Source organism: Moraxella oculi, assembly GCF_023336735.1.
Taxonomy (GTDB): Bacteria; Pseudomonadota; Gammaproteobacteria; order Pseudomonadales; family Moraxellaceae; genus Moraxella; species Moraxella oculi.
On record NZ_JAMBAQ010000002.1, the window covers coordinates 188,337 to 208,195 of the forward strand.

General features: G+C 40.5%; 24 protein-coding genes and 1 tRNA gene. 19 read left to right on the forward strand and 6 right to left on the reverse strand.

All coding sequences use genetic code 11. The annotated features are described in order from the left end of the window. Nucleotides 1–74 precede the first annotated feature (74 nt). Nucleotides 75–800, reverse strand: a complete 726-nt coding sequence (locus tag M2R47_RS02015; RefSeq protein ID WP_249098114.1) for a type III pantothenate kinase — start codon at nucleotides 798–800, stop codon at nucleotides 75–77. Between the two features lie 56 nt (nucleotides 801–856). Next, nucleotides 857–1,699 (reverse strand): biotin--[acetyl-CoA-carboxylase] ligase, encoded by an 843-nt coding sequence (locus M2R47_RS02020; RefSeq protein ID WP_249098116.1) that lies wholly within the window; start codon nucleotides 1,697–1,699, stop codon nucleotides 857–859. A gap of 66 nt (nucleotides 1,700–1,765) precedes the next feature. Between M2R47_RS02020 and M2R47_RS02025 the strand changes: the two genes are divergently transcribed. Continuing rightward, nucleotides 1,766–2,575 carry a sulfite exporter TauE/SafE family protein gene (locus tag M2R47_RS02025; RefSeq protein WP_249098118.1) on the forward strand — a complete coding sequence of 270 codons (810 nt, stop codon included), beginning with the start codon at nucleotides 1,766–1,768 and terminating at the stop codon, nucleotides 2,573–2,575. A gap of 202 nt (nucleotides 2,576–2,777) precedes the next feature. Here M2R47_RS02025 and M2R47_RS02030 read toward each other — a convergent pair whose 3' ends face one another. Next, complete coding sequence (locus M2R47_RS02030) at nucleotides 2,778–3,041, reverse strand: hypothetical protein (protein ID WP_249098120.1); 264 nt, start codon at nucleotides 3,039–3,041, stop codon at nucleotides 2,778–2,780. Nucleotides 3,042–3,078: 37 nt separating this feature from the next. On the opposite strand from M2R47_RS02030, the gene M2R47_RS02035 reads away from it, so the two are divergent. The 12 genes from M2R47_RS02035 (at nucleotide 3,079) to smc (ending at nucleotide 13,000) form a co-directional block, all read left to right on the forward strand. Then, a complete protein-coding gene (locus tag M2R47_RS02035) occupies nucleotides 3,079–3,339 on the forward strand; it encodes a hypothetical protein (RefSeq protein WP_249098123.1) in 261 nt (86 codons plus the stop codon). 254 nt (nucleotides 3,340–3,593) lie between these two features. After that, complete coding sequence (locus tag M2R47_RS02040) at nucleotides 3,594–3,818, forward strand: hypothetical protein (RefSeq protein WP_249098127.1); 225 nt, start codon at nucleotides 3,594–3,596, stop codon at nucleotides 3,816–3,818. Between the two features lie 82 nt (nucleotides 3,819–3,900). Then, nucleotides 3,901–4,137 carry a hypothetical protein gene (locus M2R47_RS02045; RefSeq protein ID WP_249098130.1) on the forward strand — a complete coding sequence of 79 codons (237 nt, stop codon included), beginning with the start codon at nucleotides 3,901–3,903 and terminating at the stop codon, nucleotides 4,135–4,137. Between the two features lies 1 nt (nucleotide 4,138). After that, nucleotides 4,139–4,588 (forward strand): hypothetical protein, encoded by a 450-nt coding sequence (locus tag M2R47_RS02050; protein ID WP_249098133.1) that lies wholly within the window; start codon nucleotides 4,139–4,141, stop codon nucleotides 4,586–4,588. 15 nt (nucleotides 4,589–4,603) lie between these two features. Continuing rightward, nucleotides 4,604–5,023 carry a hypothetical protein gene (locus M2R47_RS02055; protein ID WP_249098135.1) on the forward strand — a complete coding sequence of 140 codons (420 nt, stop codon included), beginning with the start codon at nucleotides 4,604–4,606 and terminating at the stop codon, nucleotides 5,021–5,023. 246 nt (nucleotides 5,024–5,269) lie between these two features. Continuing rightward, entirely contained in the window at nucleotides 5,270–5,740 is a 471-nt protein-coding gene (locus M2R47_RS02060; protein WP_249098138.1) for a hypothetical protein, read from the forward strand. A gap of 590 nt (nucleotides 5,741–6,330) precedes the next feature. Further along, nucleotides 6,331–6,834 (forward strand): hypothetical protein, encoded by a 504-nt coding sequence (locus tag M2R47_RS02065; RefSeq protein WP_249098142.1) that lies wholly within the window; start codon nucleotides 6,331–6,333, stop codon nucleotides 6,832–6,834. A gap of 42 nt (nucleotides 6,835–6,876) precedes the next feature. Continuing rightward, the gene (locus tag M2R47_RS02070; RefSeq protein WP_249098144.1) at nucleotides 6,877–7,239 is read left to right on the forward strand and encodes a hypothetical protein; all 363 of its coding nucleotides are present in this window, start codon (nucleotides 6,877–6,879) and stop codon (nucleotides 7,237–7,239) included. A gap of 139 nt (nucleotides 7,240–7,378) precedes the next feature. Continuing rightward, complete coding sequence (locus M2R47_RS02075) at nucleotides 7,379–7,660, forward strand: hypothetical protein (protein WP_249098145.1); 282 nt, start codon at nucleotides 7,379–7,381, stop codon at nucleotides 7,658–7,660. 9 nt (nucleotides 7,661–7,669) lie between these two features. Then, nucleotides 7,670–8,608 (forward strand): transporter family protein, encoded by a 939-nt coding sequence (locus M2R47_RS02080; protein ID WP_249098147.1) that lies wholly within the window; start codon nucleotides 7,670–7,672, stop codon nucleotides 8,606–8,608. 28 nt (nucleotides 8,609–8,636) lie between these two features. Continuing rightward, entirely contained in the window at nucleotides 8,637–9,266 is a 630-nt protein-coding gene (locus M2R47_RS02085; RefSeq protein WP_249098150.1) for a C39 family peptidase, read from the forward strand. Between the two features lie 167 nt (nucleotides 9,267–9,433). After that, the gene (gene smc, locus M2R47_RS02090; RefSeq protein WP_418001175.1) at nucleotides 9,434–13,000 is read left to right on the forward strand and encodes a chromosome segregation protein SMC; all 3,567 of its coding nucleotides are present in this window, start codon (nucleotides 9,434–9,436) and stop codon (nucleotides 12,998–13,000) included. Nucleotides 13,001–13,016: 16 nt separating this feature from the next. Here smc and msrA read toward each other — a convergent pair whose 3' ends face one another. Then, entirely contained in the window at nucleotides 13,017–13,538 is a 522-nt protein-coding gene (msrA, locus tag M2R47_RS02095) for a peptide-methionine (S)-S-oxide reductase MsrA (protein ID WP_249098158.1), read from the reverse strand. A 75-nt stretch (nucleotides 13,539–13,613) separates the two neighbouring features. On the opposite strand from msrA, the gene cmoA reads away from it, so the two are divergent. Together cmoA and cmoB are read left to right on the forward strand one after the other, a co-directional pair. Beyond that, nucleotides 13,614–14,360 carry a carboxy-S-adenosyl-L-methionine synthase CmoA gene (gene cmoA, locus M2R47_RS02100; RefSeq protein WP_249098181.1) on the forward strand — a complete coding sequence of 249 codons (747 nt, stop codon included), beginning with the start codon at nucleotides 13,614–13,616 and terminating at the stop codon, nucleotides 14,358–14,360. Nucleotides 14,361–14,450: 90 nt separating this feature from the next. Next, the gene (cmoB, locus tag M2R47_RS02105; RefSeq protein ID WP_249098184.1) at nucleotides 14,451–15,461 is read left to right on the forward strand and encodes a tRNA 5-methoxyuridine(34)/uridine 5-oxyacetic acid(34) synthase CmoB; all 1,011 of its coding nucleotides are present in this window, start codon (nucleotides 14,451–14,453) and stop codon (nucleotides 15,459–15,461) included. A gap of 157 nt (nucleotides 15,462–15,618) precedes the next feature. On the opposite strand, the gene M2R47_RS02110 is transcribed toward cmoB, so the two are convergent. Beyond that, nucleotides 15,619–15,840: a DUF2788 domain-containing protein gene (locus M2R47_RS02110; RefSeq protein WP_249098189.1), complete on the reverse strand. Its 222-nt coding sequence runs from the start codon at nucleotides 15,838–15,840 to the stop codon at nucleotides 15,619–15,621. Between the two features lie 185 nt (nucleotides 15,841–16,025). Here M2R47_RS02110 and M2R47_RS02115 point away from each other — a divergent pair, with 185 nt between their 5' ends. After that, nucleotides 16,026–16,703: an SPOR domain-containing protein gene (locus tag M2R47_RS02115; RefSeq protein ID WP_249098192.1), complete on the forward strand. Its 678-nt coding sequence runs from the start codon at nucleotides 16,026–16,028 to the stop codon at nucleotides 16,701–16,703. Between the two features lie 83 nt (nucleotides 16,704–16,786). Here the strand turns inward: M2R47_RS02115 and efp are convergent, their stop codons facing one another. Next, nucleotides 16,787–17,356, reverse strand: a complete 570-nt coding sequence (efp, locus tag M2R47_RS02120; protein WP_249098195.1) for an elongation factor P — start codon at nucleotides 17,354–17,356, stop codon at nucleotides 16,787–16,789. Between the two features lie 120 nt (nucleotides 17,357–17,476). On the opposite strand from efp, the gene epmB reads away from it, so the two are divergent. The 3 genes from epmB (at nucleotide 17,477) to lpxC (ending at nucleotide 19,734) form a co-directional block, all read left to right on the forward strand. After that, on the forward strand, nucleotides 17,477–18,502 hold the full coding sequence (epmB, locus tag M2R47_RS02125) for an EF-P beta-lysylation protein EpmB (protein ID WP_249098199.1): 1,026 nt from the start codon (nucleotides 17,477–17,479) through the stop codon (nucleotides 18,500–18,502). Nucleotides 18,503–18,571: 69 nt separating this feature from the next. Further along, nucleotides 18,572–18,648, forward strand: a tRNA-Val gene (locus M2R47_RS02130). Nucleotides 18,649–18,828: 180 nt separating this feature from the next. Next, nucleotides 18,829–19,734, forward strand: coding sequence for a UDP-3-O-acyl-N-acetylglucosamine deacetylase (gene lpxC, locus M2R47_RS02135; RefSeq protein WP_249098203.1), 906 nt, complete (start codon nucleotides 18,829–18,831; stop codon nucleotides 19,732–19,734). Nucleotides 19,735–19,859: the final 125 nt, after the last annotated feature.

Genomic DNA, 19,859 nt, shown 5'->3' on the forward strand with positions numbered 1-19,859 from the left:
AATGTCGTGTTGCTTGGCACTATTCTATTTTGCAATGGTCATGATCTGATGCCAAAAAGTATTGTTGGGTAATCTTAATTGTCGTGTTGAAAATATCGTTTAAGTCCTTTGAGTAATAACCCTGACTCCGTACTCAAGCTGTTGTTAAACTGTGCATTCAGCATGTCAGCACCACCTCCTGTTAGTGTGATGGTAAAATCAGGATGATCCACCATGATGGCACGCACCGCCCCAACGATACCAAATAGCACACCATGATTAACCGCATCAAAAGTAGTCTGTCCAAGCCTGGTACTATCAAATCGCCCAACTTTCACTGCAATCTGTTGAGTACCTGCATATAAAGCATGGCGTTGCATATAGACATTGGGCAATATATAACCACCCAAATGCACCCCATGCTCTATCAAGTCAATCGTCAAGGCTGTACCACAGCCAACCACACACTGTTTTTTAGTGTCGTCTACCACGCCAAGCATTTGTAGCCATCGATCCACACCAAGCTGTGCTGGATCGTAATGACTTTTGAGAAGTTGATGGTTGGCATTGACCTTAGCAAACTCAAACGGTACATCAAAGCTTTGTAGAGTTTGGGTGATGGTGGTGTTGATGTTATCGCCAAGCACGCTGGATATGCCGATAAACTCAGGCTTAAAACCAACCAGCGTGCCAAGCAGTCCGAGTAGTAGTTCATTGGGTGCTTTTAGATGTTCTTTGGCGTCATGGGCGATGATGGTGTCGTTGTTGACGATCCAGTATTTTAAGCGAGTATTTCCTAAGTCCAGCCAGAGCTTTTTCATAAATTTCCTTGATAAAAGATGGGTTTAAAACGATGAATGTGGCAAATCCTGAACAATCAATCCGCGACTTTTGCCATGCCTGCAAATATCGCCTGAACGCCATCGTCATCACTTAATAACAATTCACCTTGATGACCAATGCCAACACATTTGCCCTGTGCATTGATGTCGTTCATGTTATTTTGTATGAAGATGCGGACGATTTTACCAGTCAAAATGTGAGCGGTATTAAACTTATCAATAAACCTGTTTAAATATAAAGATTCTTGACAGCGATTGCAAATCTTAATCGCTTGAAAGAGTGCTTTTGCCATCGGAGTGTAGAGCTTTTCGGCAGAGATGTTTATATCGGATAATTCTTTTAAGCAAGTTGCTTGGTATAGACCATCTTTTATTGTGGGTGAATGAGTGACATTTAAGCCAACGCCGATGACCACGCCAACCAAGGTGTTCTTATCCAGCCTTTTAAAGACAGGTTCAATCAAGATGCCTGCCAATTTTTTAAATGACTTTAATTTTTCGTCATAAAAACCGATGTCGTTTGCCCACTTGACACCAATAGTGGGCAGATTATTTGTTTGACGATGCTGATTGATTGAGTGAATGACTGGTAAATTGGCAAGCTCAAATCCGACTGCAAGCGAAAGCAGTCCTGACAGTGTGTTTAGCTCGTATTTTCCTTGACCGATGGGTATGTACAGGCTTAAAAAGACATTGCCCATGCCGCTTACCCAAGTCCGACCATGTTGCCCGCGCCCTGCTGTTTGATGGTCGGCGGTATAAAGATGGGGGCTGGAGTGTTCTAGCTTACCTGTACTGACAGCCAAGATGAGCTGGGTGTTGGTACTGTCAGTTTCATCAAAATGTGTGTGGGTAAGGGGTGTGTTGAATTCGTGCATGGGTTTTTGGTTTTTAAAACAATAAAAATGGGCTATAATAGCATAATTTTAAATAGAGATTTTAAAATGATGTACTTATGGTTCGTGATTGCAGGGGCATTTGCTGGCGTGTGTGCAGGACTGTTTGGTGTGGGCGGTGGTTTGATCATCGTACCAGCGCTTGTATGGATTTTGGCTGCCTATGGTTTTCCATCTGAAATCATTCCTCATGTGTCGGTAGGGACGGCTTTGGCGACCATCATCATCACATCCATCAGTTCGTTAACAGCACACAATAAAAAAGGCGGTGTGCGTTGGGAGGTTTTTAAAAACTTAACCTATGGATTGGTGGTTGGTTCGTTGTTTGGGGCCTGGGTAGCAACACTCATACATGGACAGTATTTACAAGGGCTTATTGGGGCGTTTGCCATTGTGATGTCCATACAGATGTTCATGAAAAAAGCAGAAGAAAATATTAAGCCTTTGCCTAAGCCGATCAATCAAAGTTTGGCAGGTGGTGTGATTGGTATGGCGTCGGCGATTTTTGGAATTGGTGGTGGCAGTCTCAATGTCCCTTACTTAACCCATGCAGGTCTGCCAATTAAGCAAGCAGTAGGTACTTCGGCTGCCTGTGGTTTGCCGATTGCCATCGCTGGAGCATTGGGGTTCATGATTTTTGGGCGAGAGTATGTGGCAGGTCTTGATGGTTCTGTCAGTGGACTGATTGGTTTTGTGCATTTGCCTGCATTTGCTGCCATCAGTATGGCAAGCTTTATCACTGCTAAATTGGGGGCAAAAATTGCCCATAAACTGCCAGCAAACACGCTCAAAAAAGCCTTTGCTTGTCTTTTGATGGTGGTGGGGTGTCAGTTGGTTTGGAGTGGGGTAATGAGGTGAGTTTTGTACATTAAACAAATCCTATTTTTTGACAGATATTTAGGCTTTGGCCAGTCTGGTGGTGTGGTCAATGGTTTTGGTAATATAAAGGTTGATGATGATTTTTTTTGAGAAATAAAATCTTAGAAAAAGTTAGAAATTTGGTTAAACGCTTAACCAAATTTCATGCTTTTTTAATGATTTTAATTTTATGTTTATTTTTTTACCGCCCTTGCGATGATGCGTTCGCTTCTGTTTTTTTATTACCAGCATTATTATTGCTTTTGATCAATTCTTTTTTGATTAAAGGATATTTTAAAAAACCCATGTTTTTACCAATTCGTGCGTCTAATCCTATCGGAAATTTCATTATTAACAATTCTTTGGTGCTTGCCATGATCTTAGCGCCACTGATCAAATGGACAATCTTTAATGCAAATAATGGGTTGTGTTGATGTTTTAAAGCTAGATGGTAAAAAAATCGCATCGATATTACTCCTTGGAAGCGCTTTTAGGTAATACAAGTGTCATACACTTATTTAATCAATAGTTTGCGTGCTTATTTGGACGGTTGCCTTGAAGGGCGACCATTATTAGATGCGTGGAAAGATTGCCCATCTGAACTTTCAAACATTTATTACCAGCTAGTTCATTTGGTGAGCGATGAAGACATTCGTAAAAAAGACAGTGATTATGCCAGACATCAATTAGATTTGGTGGAAACTTTGATTGATTTATTAAAATCAAGTGATGTGCAAAAACTACAAAATTTCAGTTTGATTTAGAATCTTGCATTTTCTTACAAAAACCTTGATCATGTAAATCAATACTATAATAATACTGTAAAAAACCAATGCTATTAAAGCATCAATGCAGTATTTAAATGATGTTGTGTTGGTGCTAAATTTTTTCAATGCAATTCATTTGCAAAATTATGGATAAATATCTCAAGTCAATGAAGCAATCGGCTTATCCTTTGCTTTTGAGGATACCCGAAATTTACAAGCAGTCGCAATGACTGATAGTGAGATGCAGGGGGGTGCAGGGGGTGGCTGGTCCTTGGGGTGCTGTTATAGGCGGTGCGATTGGTGGCATTTCCGCCGCAACTGGCGGTAAGAACGCACAACAAATTGCTGCAGCTACTGCTGTTGGTGCTGCCTCTGGATTTTATGGAGGATGGGTTGGGCAGGTCGGCGAAAAGGCAGGCGCAGCTATTTTTGGTGCGACTAGCGTGAGCTTGGGTGTTATCTCTGGTAAATTCTAAGGGGCTAAATATCTACTGAAATTTTGTATGGTAGTTACCTAACAGAGTTTGTCTGCACTCTGTTAGGTCAAGAGGTTATATTGTGAATGTTGCCTTGGTTTTATTTTTTTCCATGATTTTGATGCCAAACTTATTGGTAAATGGTAAAAGATTTTTATTGCTGGTATCAACCATTGTATTGGTGGGATTTTTATATTATTATCATATCTTTTTGATATATAATAAAAATGCTTTAATTGTTGGTGTTGCTAAGGTAATGATGGGCTTTGCTATGGCTGTTTTTGGTGGTTACCTTTATTATGTTTTAGAAAAAAGATAGTTTGGACATTGCTTTTGCAGAAACAACTGTTTATCAAGCCATACCAAGTAATACACCAAGCGTAGAGTTATCTACCCAATTTAATGAAGCAACCGACCTATCTTTTGCTTTTGAGGATGCTCAAAACTTACAAGCTGTTGCTATGACTGATAGTCAGATGCAGGAGACGGAAGGGGCGGTTGCTCCATTGGTGGCAATAGGGGTGATTCATGGTGGGCGTTTTATAGCACAAAGATGGGTAACGCAGAGAGTTGCTGGTGCTGCTCTATCAAAAGGTGCGAATATCTACGCGAGAAACTCTCAACAAGCCAAAGCAATTGCAAATCAAGCATGGGGACGGCAAGATATTATTCGGCATGGAAAAAAGGAGTTGCACTCTAATTATTCGCATTACCAGCATACAAACCAAAAATACAGAGGTCATGCTTTTTATGGAAAACGACATAGATAAATTAAGATAAAGAAGATGTTTTTTGAAATTGCCTGTGCAAGGTCTAATAATAAACATTGCCTTTTAAGGGAGGCAAGATTTTTTTTACAATGTGAAAAAAATAATCATCTTTATTATAGAAAAACGGTCAATAATGAAGATGGTATAATACAGAAATGTTTTGTTATTGAAGACATGATTGTTACGCACTCATCGAATCCAAAACTTTTTAACAACTGCATAAAAATGGACTTAAGAAATAAATGTATTTATCCATCGATGTTTTTGTTATCAAACAGTATTATCAATATATTAAAAAAATTACAAGAAGATAAAACTTTTTTATCTTTTTCTTACTCTGAAGATTTTGCAAATATGCAAACTCATAAAATAGGAATGATAAATGAAAAAGCTATTTTTGTAGAGTTCAATAATTTATATATCGTTTGCGAATGAGCAAACTGGATGTCAACTTTGATATTGTAATCCGCCTAAATCATCAGCGACTGTGCAGCTTTGAGCGATAAGTTGATTCACCAAGAAATGATTGATATCATGGATTGGTTTAAAAGTACAAGCGTAGTATCAAACCTTTTGACAAAGCAAAAAAATTACTAATATCATGCAAGTCAGTACAACTGTACTTTAACAAGCCTTGCTGACGGCTAGGAATTGTATTTAAGGAAAAATATTGTAAAAAAATTGTCAATCTTAGCACTTAGTGCTACCGTAGCCATCGCCCCTGCTTTTGCAGAAACAACTGTTTATCAAACCATAACAAGCACCACACCAAGTGTAGAATTATCTACTCAACCAACCCAAACAACCGACCTATCTTTTGCTTTTGAGGATATCCAAAACCTGCAAACAGTTGTTATGACTGATAGTCAGATGCAGGAGACGGAGGGGGCTTGGGCTGCTAATGCTTTTGGTGGCATAATGGGTGGTATCGGTGGTCATTATGGCTATGTGGCGAGTTATGTTGCGAGCGGAACTTATAATAAAAGAGCACACCTTGCCGCCGTTGGTACTGGTGCCGCTATGGGTGCAATTAACCCTATTAGGGGTGCATCTACCATGCTAAATGGTATGCGTGCCACCGCTATGGGTACAGTTTCTGGTGCTATCAATGGTTACGCAAGTGCGACTGGTAAAAATATCAATATTCGTTAACTTTTCACAATGGGTAAAAAAGCATTGTCAGGTCTATTGACAATGCTTTGTGAGTTTATTATGTTACTAGTATATGTTATAGCGACATTAGGGTTGTTTATAGGATGGATGAAAAACATCTCTATTGTTGCAACTAGACCTTGGCTTGAAAGATTTTTTTTGTTAATATCAATGATGGTGTTGACTTGGTGTTCTCTGAGAGTTGTAAACCAAACAAATCGCCTTAGTGATAATTTGGCTTATATTTATTTGGCTTATTATTTTGGATATTTATTGTTGCTTAGCGTGGTTTTTTGCAATTTAGCGAATTTCTTATCAAAAAAATTTAAATGATATTTGTTGGATGTGCTTATTAAAGGTTTTTTAATATTTTGCTTGTTCAAAACTTTTATTTTCTTGCATCGACTACCTCTAATCGCCCAATTTTAACAAATAAACCAAATAAAAAATTATTAAAAACACTTGATAGCTAAAATTGTATCTGCTAGTATCATACACAGTAACCAACACCAAGATGGCATGGCTTGCTGCGGTTATTGACTATCGGTATTAAACTGGGGTTTTTATAATGTTGATAAAAGGAAAATTCTATGAAAAAACTATCAATCCTAGCACTTACTGCCACTATCGCCACCGCCCCTGCTTTTGCAGAAACAACTGTTTATCAAACCATACCAAGTACTGCCCCAAGTGTAGAATTATCTACCCAAACCACTGATTTGTCTTTTGCTTTTGATGATGTAGAAAATCTGCAAACAAAAGAGATGACCACCACCGAAATGCAAGAGACGGAAGGGGCGGTTGCTCCATTGGTGGCAATAGGGGTGATTCATGGTGGGCGTTTTATAGCACAAAGATGGGTAACGCAGAGAGTTGCTGTTCAAGTAGCTAGGAAAAGTGGGGATAAATTTATTCAGGCACATACAAGACAGCAGGCCAAACAGATCGCTCGTGCCGCTAGCAAAAATAATCCTAACGGTGTTCGTAAAGAATTCCACAACCCTAAACCATCCGCACCCACCCAGTATCACCATTTCCATCCATCAAAAACCAACGGAAATCATATTATTTATGGAAAGCCAAAGAGGTATTAATAAATGTCCTTTTGTTTTATGATACAGTCTAAAAGTGATGTGATGAAATATATAAAAGATTATTTTGCTACAAATTTTGATACAAAAAGAAGTTTTCATATAGGTTGTTATTGTTACACCATTAATAATAGTAATATGTATGTATTTTCTTACAGTTTTAGTAGCACTATGATAAAATCAGAAGCTGATAAGAGAAGTGTTAGTTTTTTCTTGTCAGATATTGCTGTCGATATATTTAAATCATTGATTGATAATAATATTGAATTTAACTTCTCTTTTATTGATTTAAGACACAAAGAAGATGAAGAAACGATTTTTAGAAATATTGTTAAAGACCTAGAAATAGAGTTTGAATTTAATAGTCCTTATTGTATAAAAGAAAGGCGATTATATCGCATAAGATAGTAATAAATATTTAAGGTGTGCTCATGATTATTAAAATCAAACCGCTTAATGGTCATGTTGTAGACACATCGTTTTTTGTAAATGGTCATTACTTGGCAAAAGACAAAAAAACAATGCTTTTGTTTGTGCTGCTACGGATTTGCTAAAACATGAATTAAAATCCATTTTTGGCGATGTGCTTAATTTGACTTGGCATAAAGCGATAAAAGAAATAAAAAAGGGTACTGCCTATTCTGAGTATACATTGAAGCAAGAAAGTGTGGCTTTGTTAAAAGATATCCATAGGTATTATGGAGCTTTTGAACTGACTTTTTTTGAAGAAAGTAAAAAGACACTAATTTATCAATCAAAAGAATTAAACATTAAGGATATTGATATGAATTATCCTATAAAGATGAATAGTGCAATTAGGATAGTTTGAGATGATATTATGAGATTGAAACTTTTATTGCTAACTTTAACCACCTTACCACTCATCGCCCACGCCGATCTACCCCTTACGGTTGATGACTTATTGGCGGATAAAAACCGCTTTAAATTGGATACCGAACTTAGCTATTTTAATCAACAAAAAACATCGGCGGTGGCACAAGGCTTTAACAGCGTAGACTTAGGTGGTGGACGAACCATTTATTTGCCTAATATTGGCGAGAGCAATACCAATACCGATAGCCTAATTGCATCTTTTGGAGTGCGTTATGGTGTGAGTGATAGACTAGAAATGGGTATTAAGGCTAACGGTGTCTATCGCAATGACCGTCATCAAAATGGTGCGGATTTATCAAAGTCAAGCGATACAAGCCTAAATGATGTGAGCCTAGCCACCCAATACCAAGTTATCAAAAACCATAAAACCTTGCCTGATAGCTTAATGTTTGGCGAATTATCGCTTTATGATAACACACAAGGGCTCAAAAATAAATTGGGCGGTTCGGCACTATTCGGTTTGAGTGTTGATACTGTCAATGATCCGATTGTGCTAAGTCTTACAGGTACTTACCAACATCAAACAAAGCGTGAATTACAAAATGGTGGTCATATTCATTTGGGCGACACAGCGATGCTAAACGGTACGGTAGGTTTTGCGGTCAATCCTGATATTACGCTGACAGGTGGTGTGAGTATTCGCCACAAATGGTCGGACAAAAACGACTTTGGCAACATAGAAAACAACCAAACACAAACCTCTTTAAATCTTGGTTTGGCTTATGCATTAAGTGCAAGAAGTAACTTGACTGCCAATGTTCGTACGCCAATTTCAGGAGCTAGCGGTAGTACGGTATCGGTTGGATTGACCACCAAGATTGGGGAGTTACCACCGCCTTTATCACAAAAATATCGCCAAGCTCAAAAACAAAATGCCAAATAAGACTTTAATGGCTAAGATTGTAATCGTAATGAAAAAAGCTCTTTTATTTATAGTTGCTTTTAGCATAAATTTGGCTTATGCAGATTGGCATACACCCAAAACACTTAGCACAAAGACCACTTACACCGATATTAAAAATAGCAAAGTTACCAAGCAAGATGTGGACTATTCTTGTGGTGCATCGTCATTATCCACCATTTTAACTTACTTTTACCAAAATCCCAAAACCGAAAGCGAGATTTTAGCTGACATGGCACTTGATGATGTCATGGCATCGTTTTTGGATTTGGCAAAGGTCAGTGAAAAATATGGTTTTACTGCTCGTGGCGTAATGATGGATTATGACACACTTGTCAAGCTTAAAATCCCTGCCATTGTTTATGTCAATCACAAACGAAGCGACCATTTTAGTGTGGTGCGTGCCATTGATGAGCACAATGTCTATTTGGCGGATAGTAGCTGGGGCAATCGCACCCTTACACGCCGTCAGTTTGAAAAGATGTGGCTTACCACCGACAAGCAAAGTAAGGGTAAGGTGTTGTTAATCTTACCCACCACCGACACCCAAAAAAATCTTGCCGATACCACTTTTACCGCCATTACCGATACCCAAAAACTACTCAAACAAACCCCTGCATTATTTTGGCGGTTTTTATGATCATCTTAATGGCTTAATGGCGTATGCCGGTAATGCCGACATCATTGGCTCTGTCTCTTCATAAGATGTTTGGTTCGTCTGCCAATTTGCTCAATAGAAACTTAGTTAAAATCTTGGTAAAATTTGCTATAATAACAGCCTTTTATTCTAAGATTTCATCATCAATCATGCGTCTAAAATCCCTAAAACTTGCTGGCTTTAAATCCTTTGCCAATCCCACCACTTTTACCTTTAAGCACGACATTACTGCCATCGTAGGCCCTAATGGTTGTGGTAAATCCAATGTGATTGATGCCATTCGCTGGGTACTCGGTGAAACTTCTGCCAAGCAGCTGCGTGGTGGAGCGATGAGTGATGTCATCTTTGCTGGTGTTGAGGGGCGAGCAGGGAAGTCGCTGGCAAGTGTGGAGCTGACTTTTGAACACACCCAAGATGAGACGAGTGGCATTCGACACGCTCTCAATCTTTATCAAGAGCTGACACTTCGTCGGCAGGTAACCAAAGATGGCAAATCGGATTACTACATCAATGGTCAAAAGGTGCGTCGTCGTGATGTGGTTGATGTTTTTTTAGGGACGGGTCTGGCTGCCAGAAGCTATGCGGTGATTGAGCAGGGCATGATAGGGCGTATTGTTGATAGTAGCCCCATGGAGCTGCGTGCATTCATTGAGGAGGGGGCGGGCGTGTCTCGCTATCAAGCTCGCCGTGATGAGACACAAAAAAAGCTTGATGAAGCCCGTGATAATTTAGAGCGACTGTCTGATTTGCAAGGTGAGCTAAAAAAACAGCAACGCACGCTATTGCGTCAAGCAGAGTCTGCTAAAAAATACCAAGAATTAACTACCGAACTTGATCAAATTAATAAAGAAGACTTGCTAAAACGCATTTTTGAAGCATGGCAGTATTTTGAAAATAAAAAACAAGAGCAGCAACTAAGTAATGAGACTCTGTCATCATTGGAGATGGTTGTCAATAAGGCAAAAGCAGAGCTTGATCGACTGTCTGCTAAGGTTGCTGAAAGTCAATGGCTCAAAGATGATGCTCGTGATAAATATCATGACGCACATATGGCAGAGCAGACGGCTCAGCATAATTTTTATACGATCAATCAAGAGCTTAGTCAAATTGATGAAAAAATAACTCGCTTAACCGCCATCAAGACCGAAGCGGCGAATGACATCAAGCATGCCACCGATGAATTGGAGCAAATCAATGAAGAGTTGGTAAGCATTAAGCCAAGTTTGTCAGATTTGGAAAAAAATCTGATTGCCAAAAAAGATGAATTGGTCATTGTGCAAGATCATTGGCAAAGCATGCGTGAAGAGTTAAGTGCTTTGCAAGCACAAAAAAACACCTTGGAAAACGCCCAAAAGCTTGCCGAGTCCCAAAAATCTCGCATACTCAGCAGCCGTGAAAAATGGATCAAAAAGCACAATGACTTGGTATTAAGCGTTCAATCGTTGAACATGGAGGATGGGGCGGATAGCGAGTCATTGAAGCGTCTTTCTGATGAAATTGACATGCTAAAATTGCGTCAAGAATCCCTAAGTGAGCATGATGATAAAGAGCAACTTGACAAGCTTGAAAGTATGGTGCGGTCTGCCCAACAAGAACACGCACAGCTAGAAAAACGCCATGCAGCACTGTCAAGTGAATATGATATTTTGCATAAAATGTTGCATTCAAAGCCTGTTGTGTGTGAGCAAGCGGAGAGTTATCAAGAAGTCGGCCTTTCATTGCCATACTTAAAAGATGTGGTTAAGCTAAGCCGCCAAGGTGAACGATTTGCAGGGGTGTTAGATGGTTTTTTAGGATTTTGGCTCAATGCACAGATTTCCCAAGATTTGGAGCTTAAAGCCACTTTGACATCGCCAAGTGTGAATGATAAGCACGCAGTACGCACCATTTTTAAGGTGGGTGGCGACCATGGTGCGAATGATGGCAGTTTATTGTCTTTTGGTGGGTTGTTTGAGACACCACGCTTGGCAATTTTTGATCATTGCTACTTGTTGGATGGCGATCTTAATGACGCCAACTTAAAACAGCTGCAACATTTGGCGTCTGAGGGTCGGCTAATTTTGACCAAGACAGGCTGGTTGGTCGGTGCTTTTGGGGTCATGCATACCAGCAGTTTTGGTGCAGATTCATCTGTGCTAAGCCAAAAAGCTGAACACAGTCAAAGACTGGCTGAGTTGGAAAATGAACTTGACGACATTGAAAAACTGCTTGATGACAGTGCCAGCACCCTCAAAGCCCATGTCACTCAGTTTGACAATCTCAAGATGATTCATGATGAGCGGACGGCTCAGATGAACGGATTGCTAAGTAGCTTGTATAAAGCACAGCAGGAGCATACCGCCTTGCAAGCGAAGATTCAGACCAAGGTCATACAGCAGGAGAATTTTATTAAAAATAAAGCGTTGCTAGATGAAGAAAAAGCAGAGATGAGTCGTGAATTAAAGTCATTAGATGATGAATTGACCAGCATCAATCAGCAACTCACTGAGCACTTGCCTCGCTTGCAGGCAGTCCAAAACGCTGTACTTGCCACCACCAAAAACATCGATGAGATGAGTTCGTTGGTTAAATCGCTTAATGATGACCATCAAGCATTGCAATTAAAACATGCCACACTCACTCAGTCCAAAACACACAGCCAAAGAATCCTTGAATCTGCCCAAAAAAAGGCTGAACAAGCAGACATTGACATACAAAAGACTCAAGATTCGATAGAGGTATTGACTGCAAAACTGCCCGTTCTTGAAACTGCTTTTAAGGAAGCAAAAGCTCAAAGTGCCATGCTAAAAATCACCAGTGAAGAACATGAGGCGGCCGCTAAGGCGTTGCAATTGATGCAAATCAAACTTCAAGAAAATCTTGATGAGGCACATACCAATTTTAATAATGCACAGACGCAGATCATGCAGATAGCAGCAGATAGGGCGGTGGGTGAGAGTCGATTGAATGATCTTGGTGAGGAGATGGTGCGTCTTGATGAAGCGTTCAACCTGCCTGCAACTTTGGCAGACTTTCGTGTGAAATCACCTAAATTTAAAGATAATGCCAAGCGGATTGATGAGATTCAGGCGGACATTGCCAAGCTGGGTGCGGTAAACTTGGCGGCAGCCAGTGAGCTTGCTGAACTAGAAGAGCGTGTGTCGCCAATGGACAGTCAGATCAACGACATCACTCAAAGCATGGAGAAATTAAAAGATGCCATTTGTGCTATTGATGAAAAGACGAAGTCGCTATTTTTAAACGCATTGACGGCAGTTAATCATGAATTAAATGCTTTATTTAGTAAGGTATTTGGGGGTGGGCAAGCAAGCCTAACCTTGCTTGATGATGACACTCTGTCTAAATCAGACAAATGGCGAGCAGGTCTTGTGCTTATGGCACAACCAAAAGGCAAAAAAAACTCACGACTTGCGGTACTCTCTGGTGGTGAGAAGACTTTGACGGCACTTAGCTTGATTTTTGCGATTTTCAAACAGCACCCAGCACCGTTTTGTGTGCTTGATGAGGTTGATGCACCTCTTGATGATGCCAATGTGGCACGATTTACCAGCTTGATTCATGAGTTGGCAGATGCTGTACAGTTTATTTTTATCAGTCATAACAAGCTTGCCATGCAGATTGCTGATGAGCTTAAAGGCATCACCATGCCGACTGCAGGCATTTCAAGTTTGGTGACGGTCAATCTCGAAGAGGCGGAAAAATATCTTGAAAGTTGATGTTTTTACTGCTCATTCATGATTTTAGATGGTCTGCAAACGCTGTACGCAATTTCATCAGCTTTGGCGGTATGGTGAAATTACAGTAACTTTGGGTGGGGTTTTTGGCATAAAAGTTTTGGTGATACTCTTCGGCAGGGTAGAAAGTCGGTGCGGGTGCTGATTGAGTAACGATGTCAATGCCTTGTGATTTAAGATGGTTGATTTTATTGGTGATGTGTTCAAGCTGGCTTTCTTGAGTGTAAAAAATCACAGAGGCATACTGAGAGCCTATGTCGTTACCTTGTCGATTTAAAGTGGTGGGATCGTGCGTGGCAAAGAAAATGTCCAAAATGACGGACAATCCAATCTCTCGTTCGTCAAATACAACTTTAACAACTTCCACATGCCCTGTATCACCCATGCAGACACTCTCATAGTTGGCGGTGTCAGCCAGACCGCCTGCATAGCCTGATATGACCGAATGCACGCCTTTGATGCTCGTAAAAACACTCTGGGTACACCAAAAGCAACCACCACCTAAAATGATTGACTGCATAAATCCTCCAAAAACTTTGCGATAAAATGCTATAATAACAAAATTGTAGACAAATCAAAACACCCATCATCAAACATGCACGATACCTTATTTACCACACCGCTTGACAAATCTGCTCGCTTTTCTTTTGATGAAGAAGTGGTTGCTTGTTTTCCAGATATGATTCGCCGCAGCGTGCCGGGCTATGGGCAGATGTTGGCAATGTTACCGATTTTGGCTCGTCGCCATTGTATGCACCGCCAGCTGGAAAATGGTCAAAAATTTAGTCGCATTTATGATTTGGGCTGTTCTTTGGGGGCGGTTAGTTTTGCTTTGGCGGATCATTTTATGCCTACGGAGTTAAAAATCAGTGCGGTGGACATTTCAGCCCCCATGATTGATGAAGCTCAAATGGTTTTGGGAGAGCATTACCCTGATCATCACATTGAGTTCATCTTAGGTGATGTGTGTGAAATGCAGTTAAAAGAATGTGATATGATTGTCCTAAATTTAACCTTGCAATTTTTACCATCCAATAAACGCCTAGATTTGCTAAAAAAATGCCATGCTGCTTTGGCGGATGGAGGGATTTTAATTCTGACCGAAAAAACACACAACCTTGATGAACAGCATGACGCATGGCTTGTGGAGCGTTATTATGATTTTAAGCGTGCCAATGGCTATTCTGAGTTGGAAATCAGCGGTAAAAGAAACGCCCTTGAAAATGTGCTGATTACTGATACTGAGCAGGCACACTTTGAGCGGTTGCATCAGTCGGGATTTGAACGCAGTTTGACTTGGTTTAAGTTTTTGAATTTTTTATCCATTGTGGCGTTCAAATGATGTATGAAAAACACGCTGTTGCCTCAATAGCATTGGAGGTGATGAGCTTGTACCTCAAACCCAATCATTTTGTTAATTTGAATCAAAATAATGAACAATACCATATTTAATGCCGAACAGGCTTTATATCTATATTTGATACAGCTGAGTAAATATCACCCAAGAGCGGATCAATGGCTTGCGTCTTTGCCGAGTTGGCTTTCTGCCATTAAAGATAAACGCCGTTACGCACATGCTCCATCTTATGCTGCTACCATAGATCGCCTGCCTGATGTTACCGCCATGCAAATTGAGTTGCGTGATAAGGTGGAGGCGATGCTTGATTGGGAGTTGGCAGACTTTAAAAAAACCCACAATCTATTGGCAAATCTAAAGCCGTGGCGTAAAGGCCCATTTTATTTGTCTTCAGGCAGTACGGACAGAAGCATTCATATTGATACTGAATGGCGAAGCGATTTTAAATGGGAGCGAGTACGCAAGCATTTGGATTTATACAAAAAACGCATTTTGGATGTGGGTGGTGGTTCGGGCTACCATGGATTTCGCATGCTGGGTGACGGTGCAAAATCGGTCATTGTCATTGATCCGTCCTGTTTGTTTTATCATCAGTTTATGGCAATTAAGCATTTTATGGGCGTGTCTTTACCCATTCATTATATTCCTGTGGCATTGGAAGAGTTGCCGCGGGATGCCGAACTGTTTGATGTGGTATTTAGCATGGGCGTGCTTTATCACCGCACTTCACCATTTGAACACTTGGATCAACTCAAAGGTCAGTTAAATCAAGGCGGTACTTTGGTATTAGAAACGCTCATCGTTGATGGTGATGAACAGACCGTACTTGTACCAGAGAGCAGATATGCTCAGATGAATAATGTGTATTTTTTGCCAAGTATTGCCGCTTTGACCAAATGGTTGGTAAAAGTCGGATTTAAAGATGTGCGTTGTGTGGATGTTGATGTAACAAGCACTGATGAACAACGAGCAACAGCATGGATGGATTATCACTCACTGGTGGACTTTTTAGACCCAAATGATGACAACAAAACCTTAGAAGGCTATCCACGGCCAAAGCGTGCGGTGATGTTGGCCACCAAATAAGATGCTTGGCAGATATTGATTTTGAATCTGGTGAGCGTCTGCATGTTTTATGTTCAATCAGATTGTTGGCATGGATTTGTTGATGCTGGTACTTAAAAATTACTCACCAAGTGCGTAGTTTAGATAGAGTTTTTAATGAAATTGGTCACATGACGCATCAGATGAACCACTTGCTGAGTACCCATTCAATCATCAGTTTGGCAAGAAAGCCAAAAAACCCCATCCCCAGTGCCACAAAAATCCAAAAAGTTCCTTGTTTGCCAGCTTTGGATTTTTTGGCGATGTCCCACATGATAAAGAATAAAAAAGCAATAAAAATCGGCAGTAGGACATACAGACCTGCGGCGGTGATTGTCTCTTCAGAGATGGCAAATTTCATGACAGGTTCTCTTTTTGAATGATTGTATCAGCAAATTATAACATAGTTTTAGCCATCCATTATTCAATGGTGAATAAAAACACCAGCTTGCACCATATTTTTTCCACAGTGTGGCAAAAACTTGATACAATAGACATTTGACCTAAATTTTGGAATATTCTTTTGATATTTTGAGTAGTATTAACATGGCAAGCAAAAAAAAATCATCTGCTGTTTATAAAGATGCCCGAGATAAGCAACATGCTGGATTGCTAAGCTTGTTATGGATGATTTTGGCAGTCGTGGTGGTGATGGTCTTGCTTGTGATGCTGTACTTTTCTCCCATGGCAGAGAGCTATCGCAATAGTACGAAGATTGTGATTGCGGAAGAAGAGCCAGTCAAGCCGATTGCTCAGACGAATACCATGCCATCACCTGGCTTTGATTTTTATGAGGTGTTGCCCAAGCAGGATTTTCGCAGTGTGCCTGAAGGGGTGAGTGTGCAAGAGACAGTCAATACAACCGCCAAAATGTTAGATGCTGATGCGGTGGTGTATTCAGATCTGCCTGATGAAACATGGCGGCATGAGAAAAGCGGTGTTGGTGATGCACAATCCGACAAGACCGATGCAAAAAATACCATCACTTATATTCTACAAATCAAGAGTTTTGCAGATGCCAAAGAGGCTGATGAGAAGCGTGCGGAGGTGATGTGGGCAGGCGTGGACGCAACTGTCGTTCGTCGCATGGACGCAAAGACGGGCGATGTTTCTTATCAAGTGATATCAATGCCAATGATCAGTCGTAGTGAAGCGAGCGAAGCTTTGTTTAGACTGAGAAATAACGGTATTGATGCAATGATGGTGGAGCAGCACCACAGGTAGATTCATCATGATGAATGAAATGACATCATAAAGACAATAAACCCCAGTTACGCAACTGGGGTTTTTTCTGATGATTGCATGAATCACACACGAGATAGGTATTCACCAGTACGAGTGTCAACCTTGACTATCTCATCTTGCTGTACAAATAAAGGCACACGAACGACAGCACCAGTTTCTAGGCGAGCAGGCTTACCGCCACCACCAGAAGTATCACCGCGTACGCCTGGATCTGTCTCAACAATTTGTAGCTCAACAAAATTTGGTGGGGTAACGCTAAGTGGAGCACCGTTGAATAGTGTGATGGTGCAAAGTGCGTTTGAGTTTTCTTTTAGCCACTGTGCTGCATCGCCCATGGCGTTTTTGTCTGCTTGCATCTGCTCAAAGGTTTCTGGGTGCATGAAGTGCCAAAACTCACCATCATTATATAGATAGTTCATCTCTGTGTCCAAGACATCAGCACCTTCTAAACTATCGCCTGATTTGAAAGTCTGCTCTAACACTTTACCAGTTCTTAGATTGCGAAGTTTTACACGGTTAAAGGCTTGCCCTTTGCCTGGTTTTACATATTCGTTTTCTAAGATGGTGCATGGATTGCCGTCAAGCATGACTTTCAAGCCAGCTTTAAAATCATTGGTAGAAAAACTTGCCATGATGATTACCTTTAAAAAATAAAATAAATTTGAGTAGAAATTGCGTTATAATAATGCCATTTCTCGTAATGTATTTAACAGCACATTATAGCCAGTTTTACCAAATATTGTCAAAAAATAATGCATAATCCTTCAAAAATTTCCACCAAAATATCATTACAAGCACCATCTGGTGATTCTTGGCAAGAAGAGCTGGCTGATGGTCTGTCTGATGTGCGTCAGCTGTGTGAGTATTTAGGGCTTGATTTGTCTCCTCATCATGAGCCAAAGAGTTTTAAACTTAAGGTGCCTAAAGCATTTGCTGATAAAATGAAAAAAGGCGATGTAAATGATCCGCTTTTATTGCAGGTGCTGCCAGACATTCAAGAGACGATGGTAACGGCAGGGTACACACACGACCCTTTGATAGAAAATGCACAAAACCCCATCAAAGGCTTACTTCATAAATACAAAAATAGAGTACTCATCACAACCACAGGGGCTTGTGCGGTTCATTGTCGTTATTGCTTTCGCCAACACTTTGATTATCAGTCTAACATGCCAAACACCCAGCAAATTGCCAAAATCGCTGAGTATGTTGCCAGTCATACAGAAGTGGATGAAGTGATTTTAAGCGGTGGCGATCCGCTTAGTTTGAGTCATAGAAGGCTTAGTATGTGGTTTGATGCCATCAGTGCAATGTCTAACATTAAGACCGTTCGTATTCATACACGATTACCCGTGGTTTTACCAAATAGAGTTGATGATCAGCTGATCCAACTGCTTAGTAACTGTCCAAAGAACATCATCATGGTGCTACACATCAATCATGCCAATGAGATTGATGAGCATCTAAGGCATAAATGCCAACAACTAAGACGGATTGGCGTTACTTTATTGAATCAAACCGTACTGCTAAAGACCATTAACGACGATGTTGACACGCTTTGCCAGTTGAGTCGTGCGTTATTCACAGCAGGAATACTGCCTTATTATTTGCATGTTTTAGATAAGGTGCAAGGGGCGGCACATTTTGACTTGCCAATCGCTCGTGCCATACAGATTTACTGGGGAATGCTTGAAAACTTATCAGGCTATCTTGTGCCAAAACTTGTTCAAGAGCTGCCAAATCAGCCCTATAAGACACCAGTCAACCTGTACCAATAAAAAATATACAAAAAAATAAGAAAAAAGCTTGCAAAATGTGAAAAATTTGCTAAAATACACTCACTTTTTAGGCGTATAGCTCAGTTGGTTAGAGCACCACCTTGACATGGTGGGGGTCGATGGTTCGAGTCCGTTTACGCCTACCACATTCAAACCCCTTGAAATGATTATGTTTCAAGGGGTTTTGCTTTGCGTACTCAGCTTTCTTACAAAATAAATCCATTCATTTTGGGCAAAAAATGCGTAAAATTCGTAAAAATTTACGCCAAGTTTTACGCCAAAATGATAAACTATGCACCACACATTTTGTAACATTTGGAATCATCATGAGTTATGAGCGTACGATTGCCCAAGAGATGACCGTGATAGGCGTGGGACTTCATAGTGGCAAGTCAGTTACCTTGACGCTGACACCTGCTGAAGTGGGTATGGGTATCATCTTTGAACGAACTGATTTGAACAATGCTCGCATTGCCATGCGTGCCAATTTGGTACAAGATACGATGATGTCGTCTAATTTGGTGCAAAATGATGTTCGTGTGGGTACGGTTGAACATCTGTTATCAGCGGTGGCGGCATGCGGCTTGGACAACTTAATCATTAAAGTTGATGCTCCTGAAATGCCCATCATGGACGGTTCGGCGGCACCATTCATGGCACTCATCAGCCAAGCAGGGATTAAAGAACAAAACGCACCCAAGAAGTTTTTGAAAATCATTAAGCCGATATGCGTGAATGATGGTGATAAGTGGGCGCGGCTTGAGCCTTATGAACAAGGATTTTTGATGGATTTTGAGATAGACTTTGCTCACGATGCCATCAAAGCAACCGAGCAGAAGATGACATTAGACTTTAATACGGTCAATTTTTATCACCAAGTAAGTGCGGCGCGTACTTTTGGTTTTTTAAAGGATTTGGAATATTTGCGTACGCATGGTTTGGCACTGGGTGGTAGTTTGGATAATGCAGTGGTGCTTGACGATGATGCCATCTTAAATGAAAGCGGTCTGCGTTATCCCAACGAATTTGTCCGCCATAAAGTGTTGGATGCGGTGGGCGACTTGTTTGTGATTGGGCATGCAATCTTGGGGCATTTTTCAGCATATAAATCAGGTCATGCACTCAATAATATGCTTATTCGTGCGGTGCTTGATGATGATTCTAGCCATGAAATTGTAACTTTTTGTAAAAAAGAGGATGTTCCAATAGAGTATTCTTTGCCAAAGATTTGAACAGGTCTTGCTTTTGAACGCAGGAGGCTTGTGTGATACTGCAAAGTCTTGGCAAACGAGGCGTAACCTTTAAAATTTGTACGGTACTCATGGCTGATTTGGAGAAAAAGATAATAAAACTTATT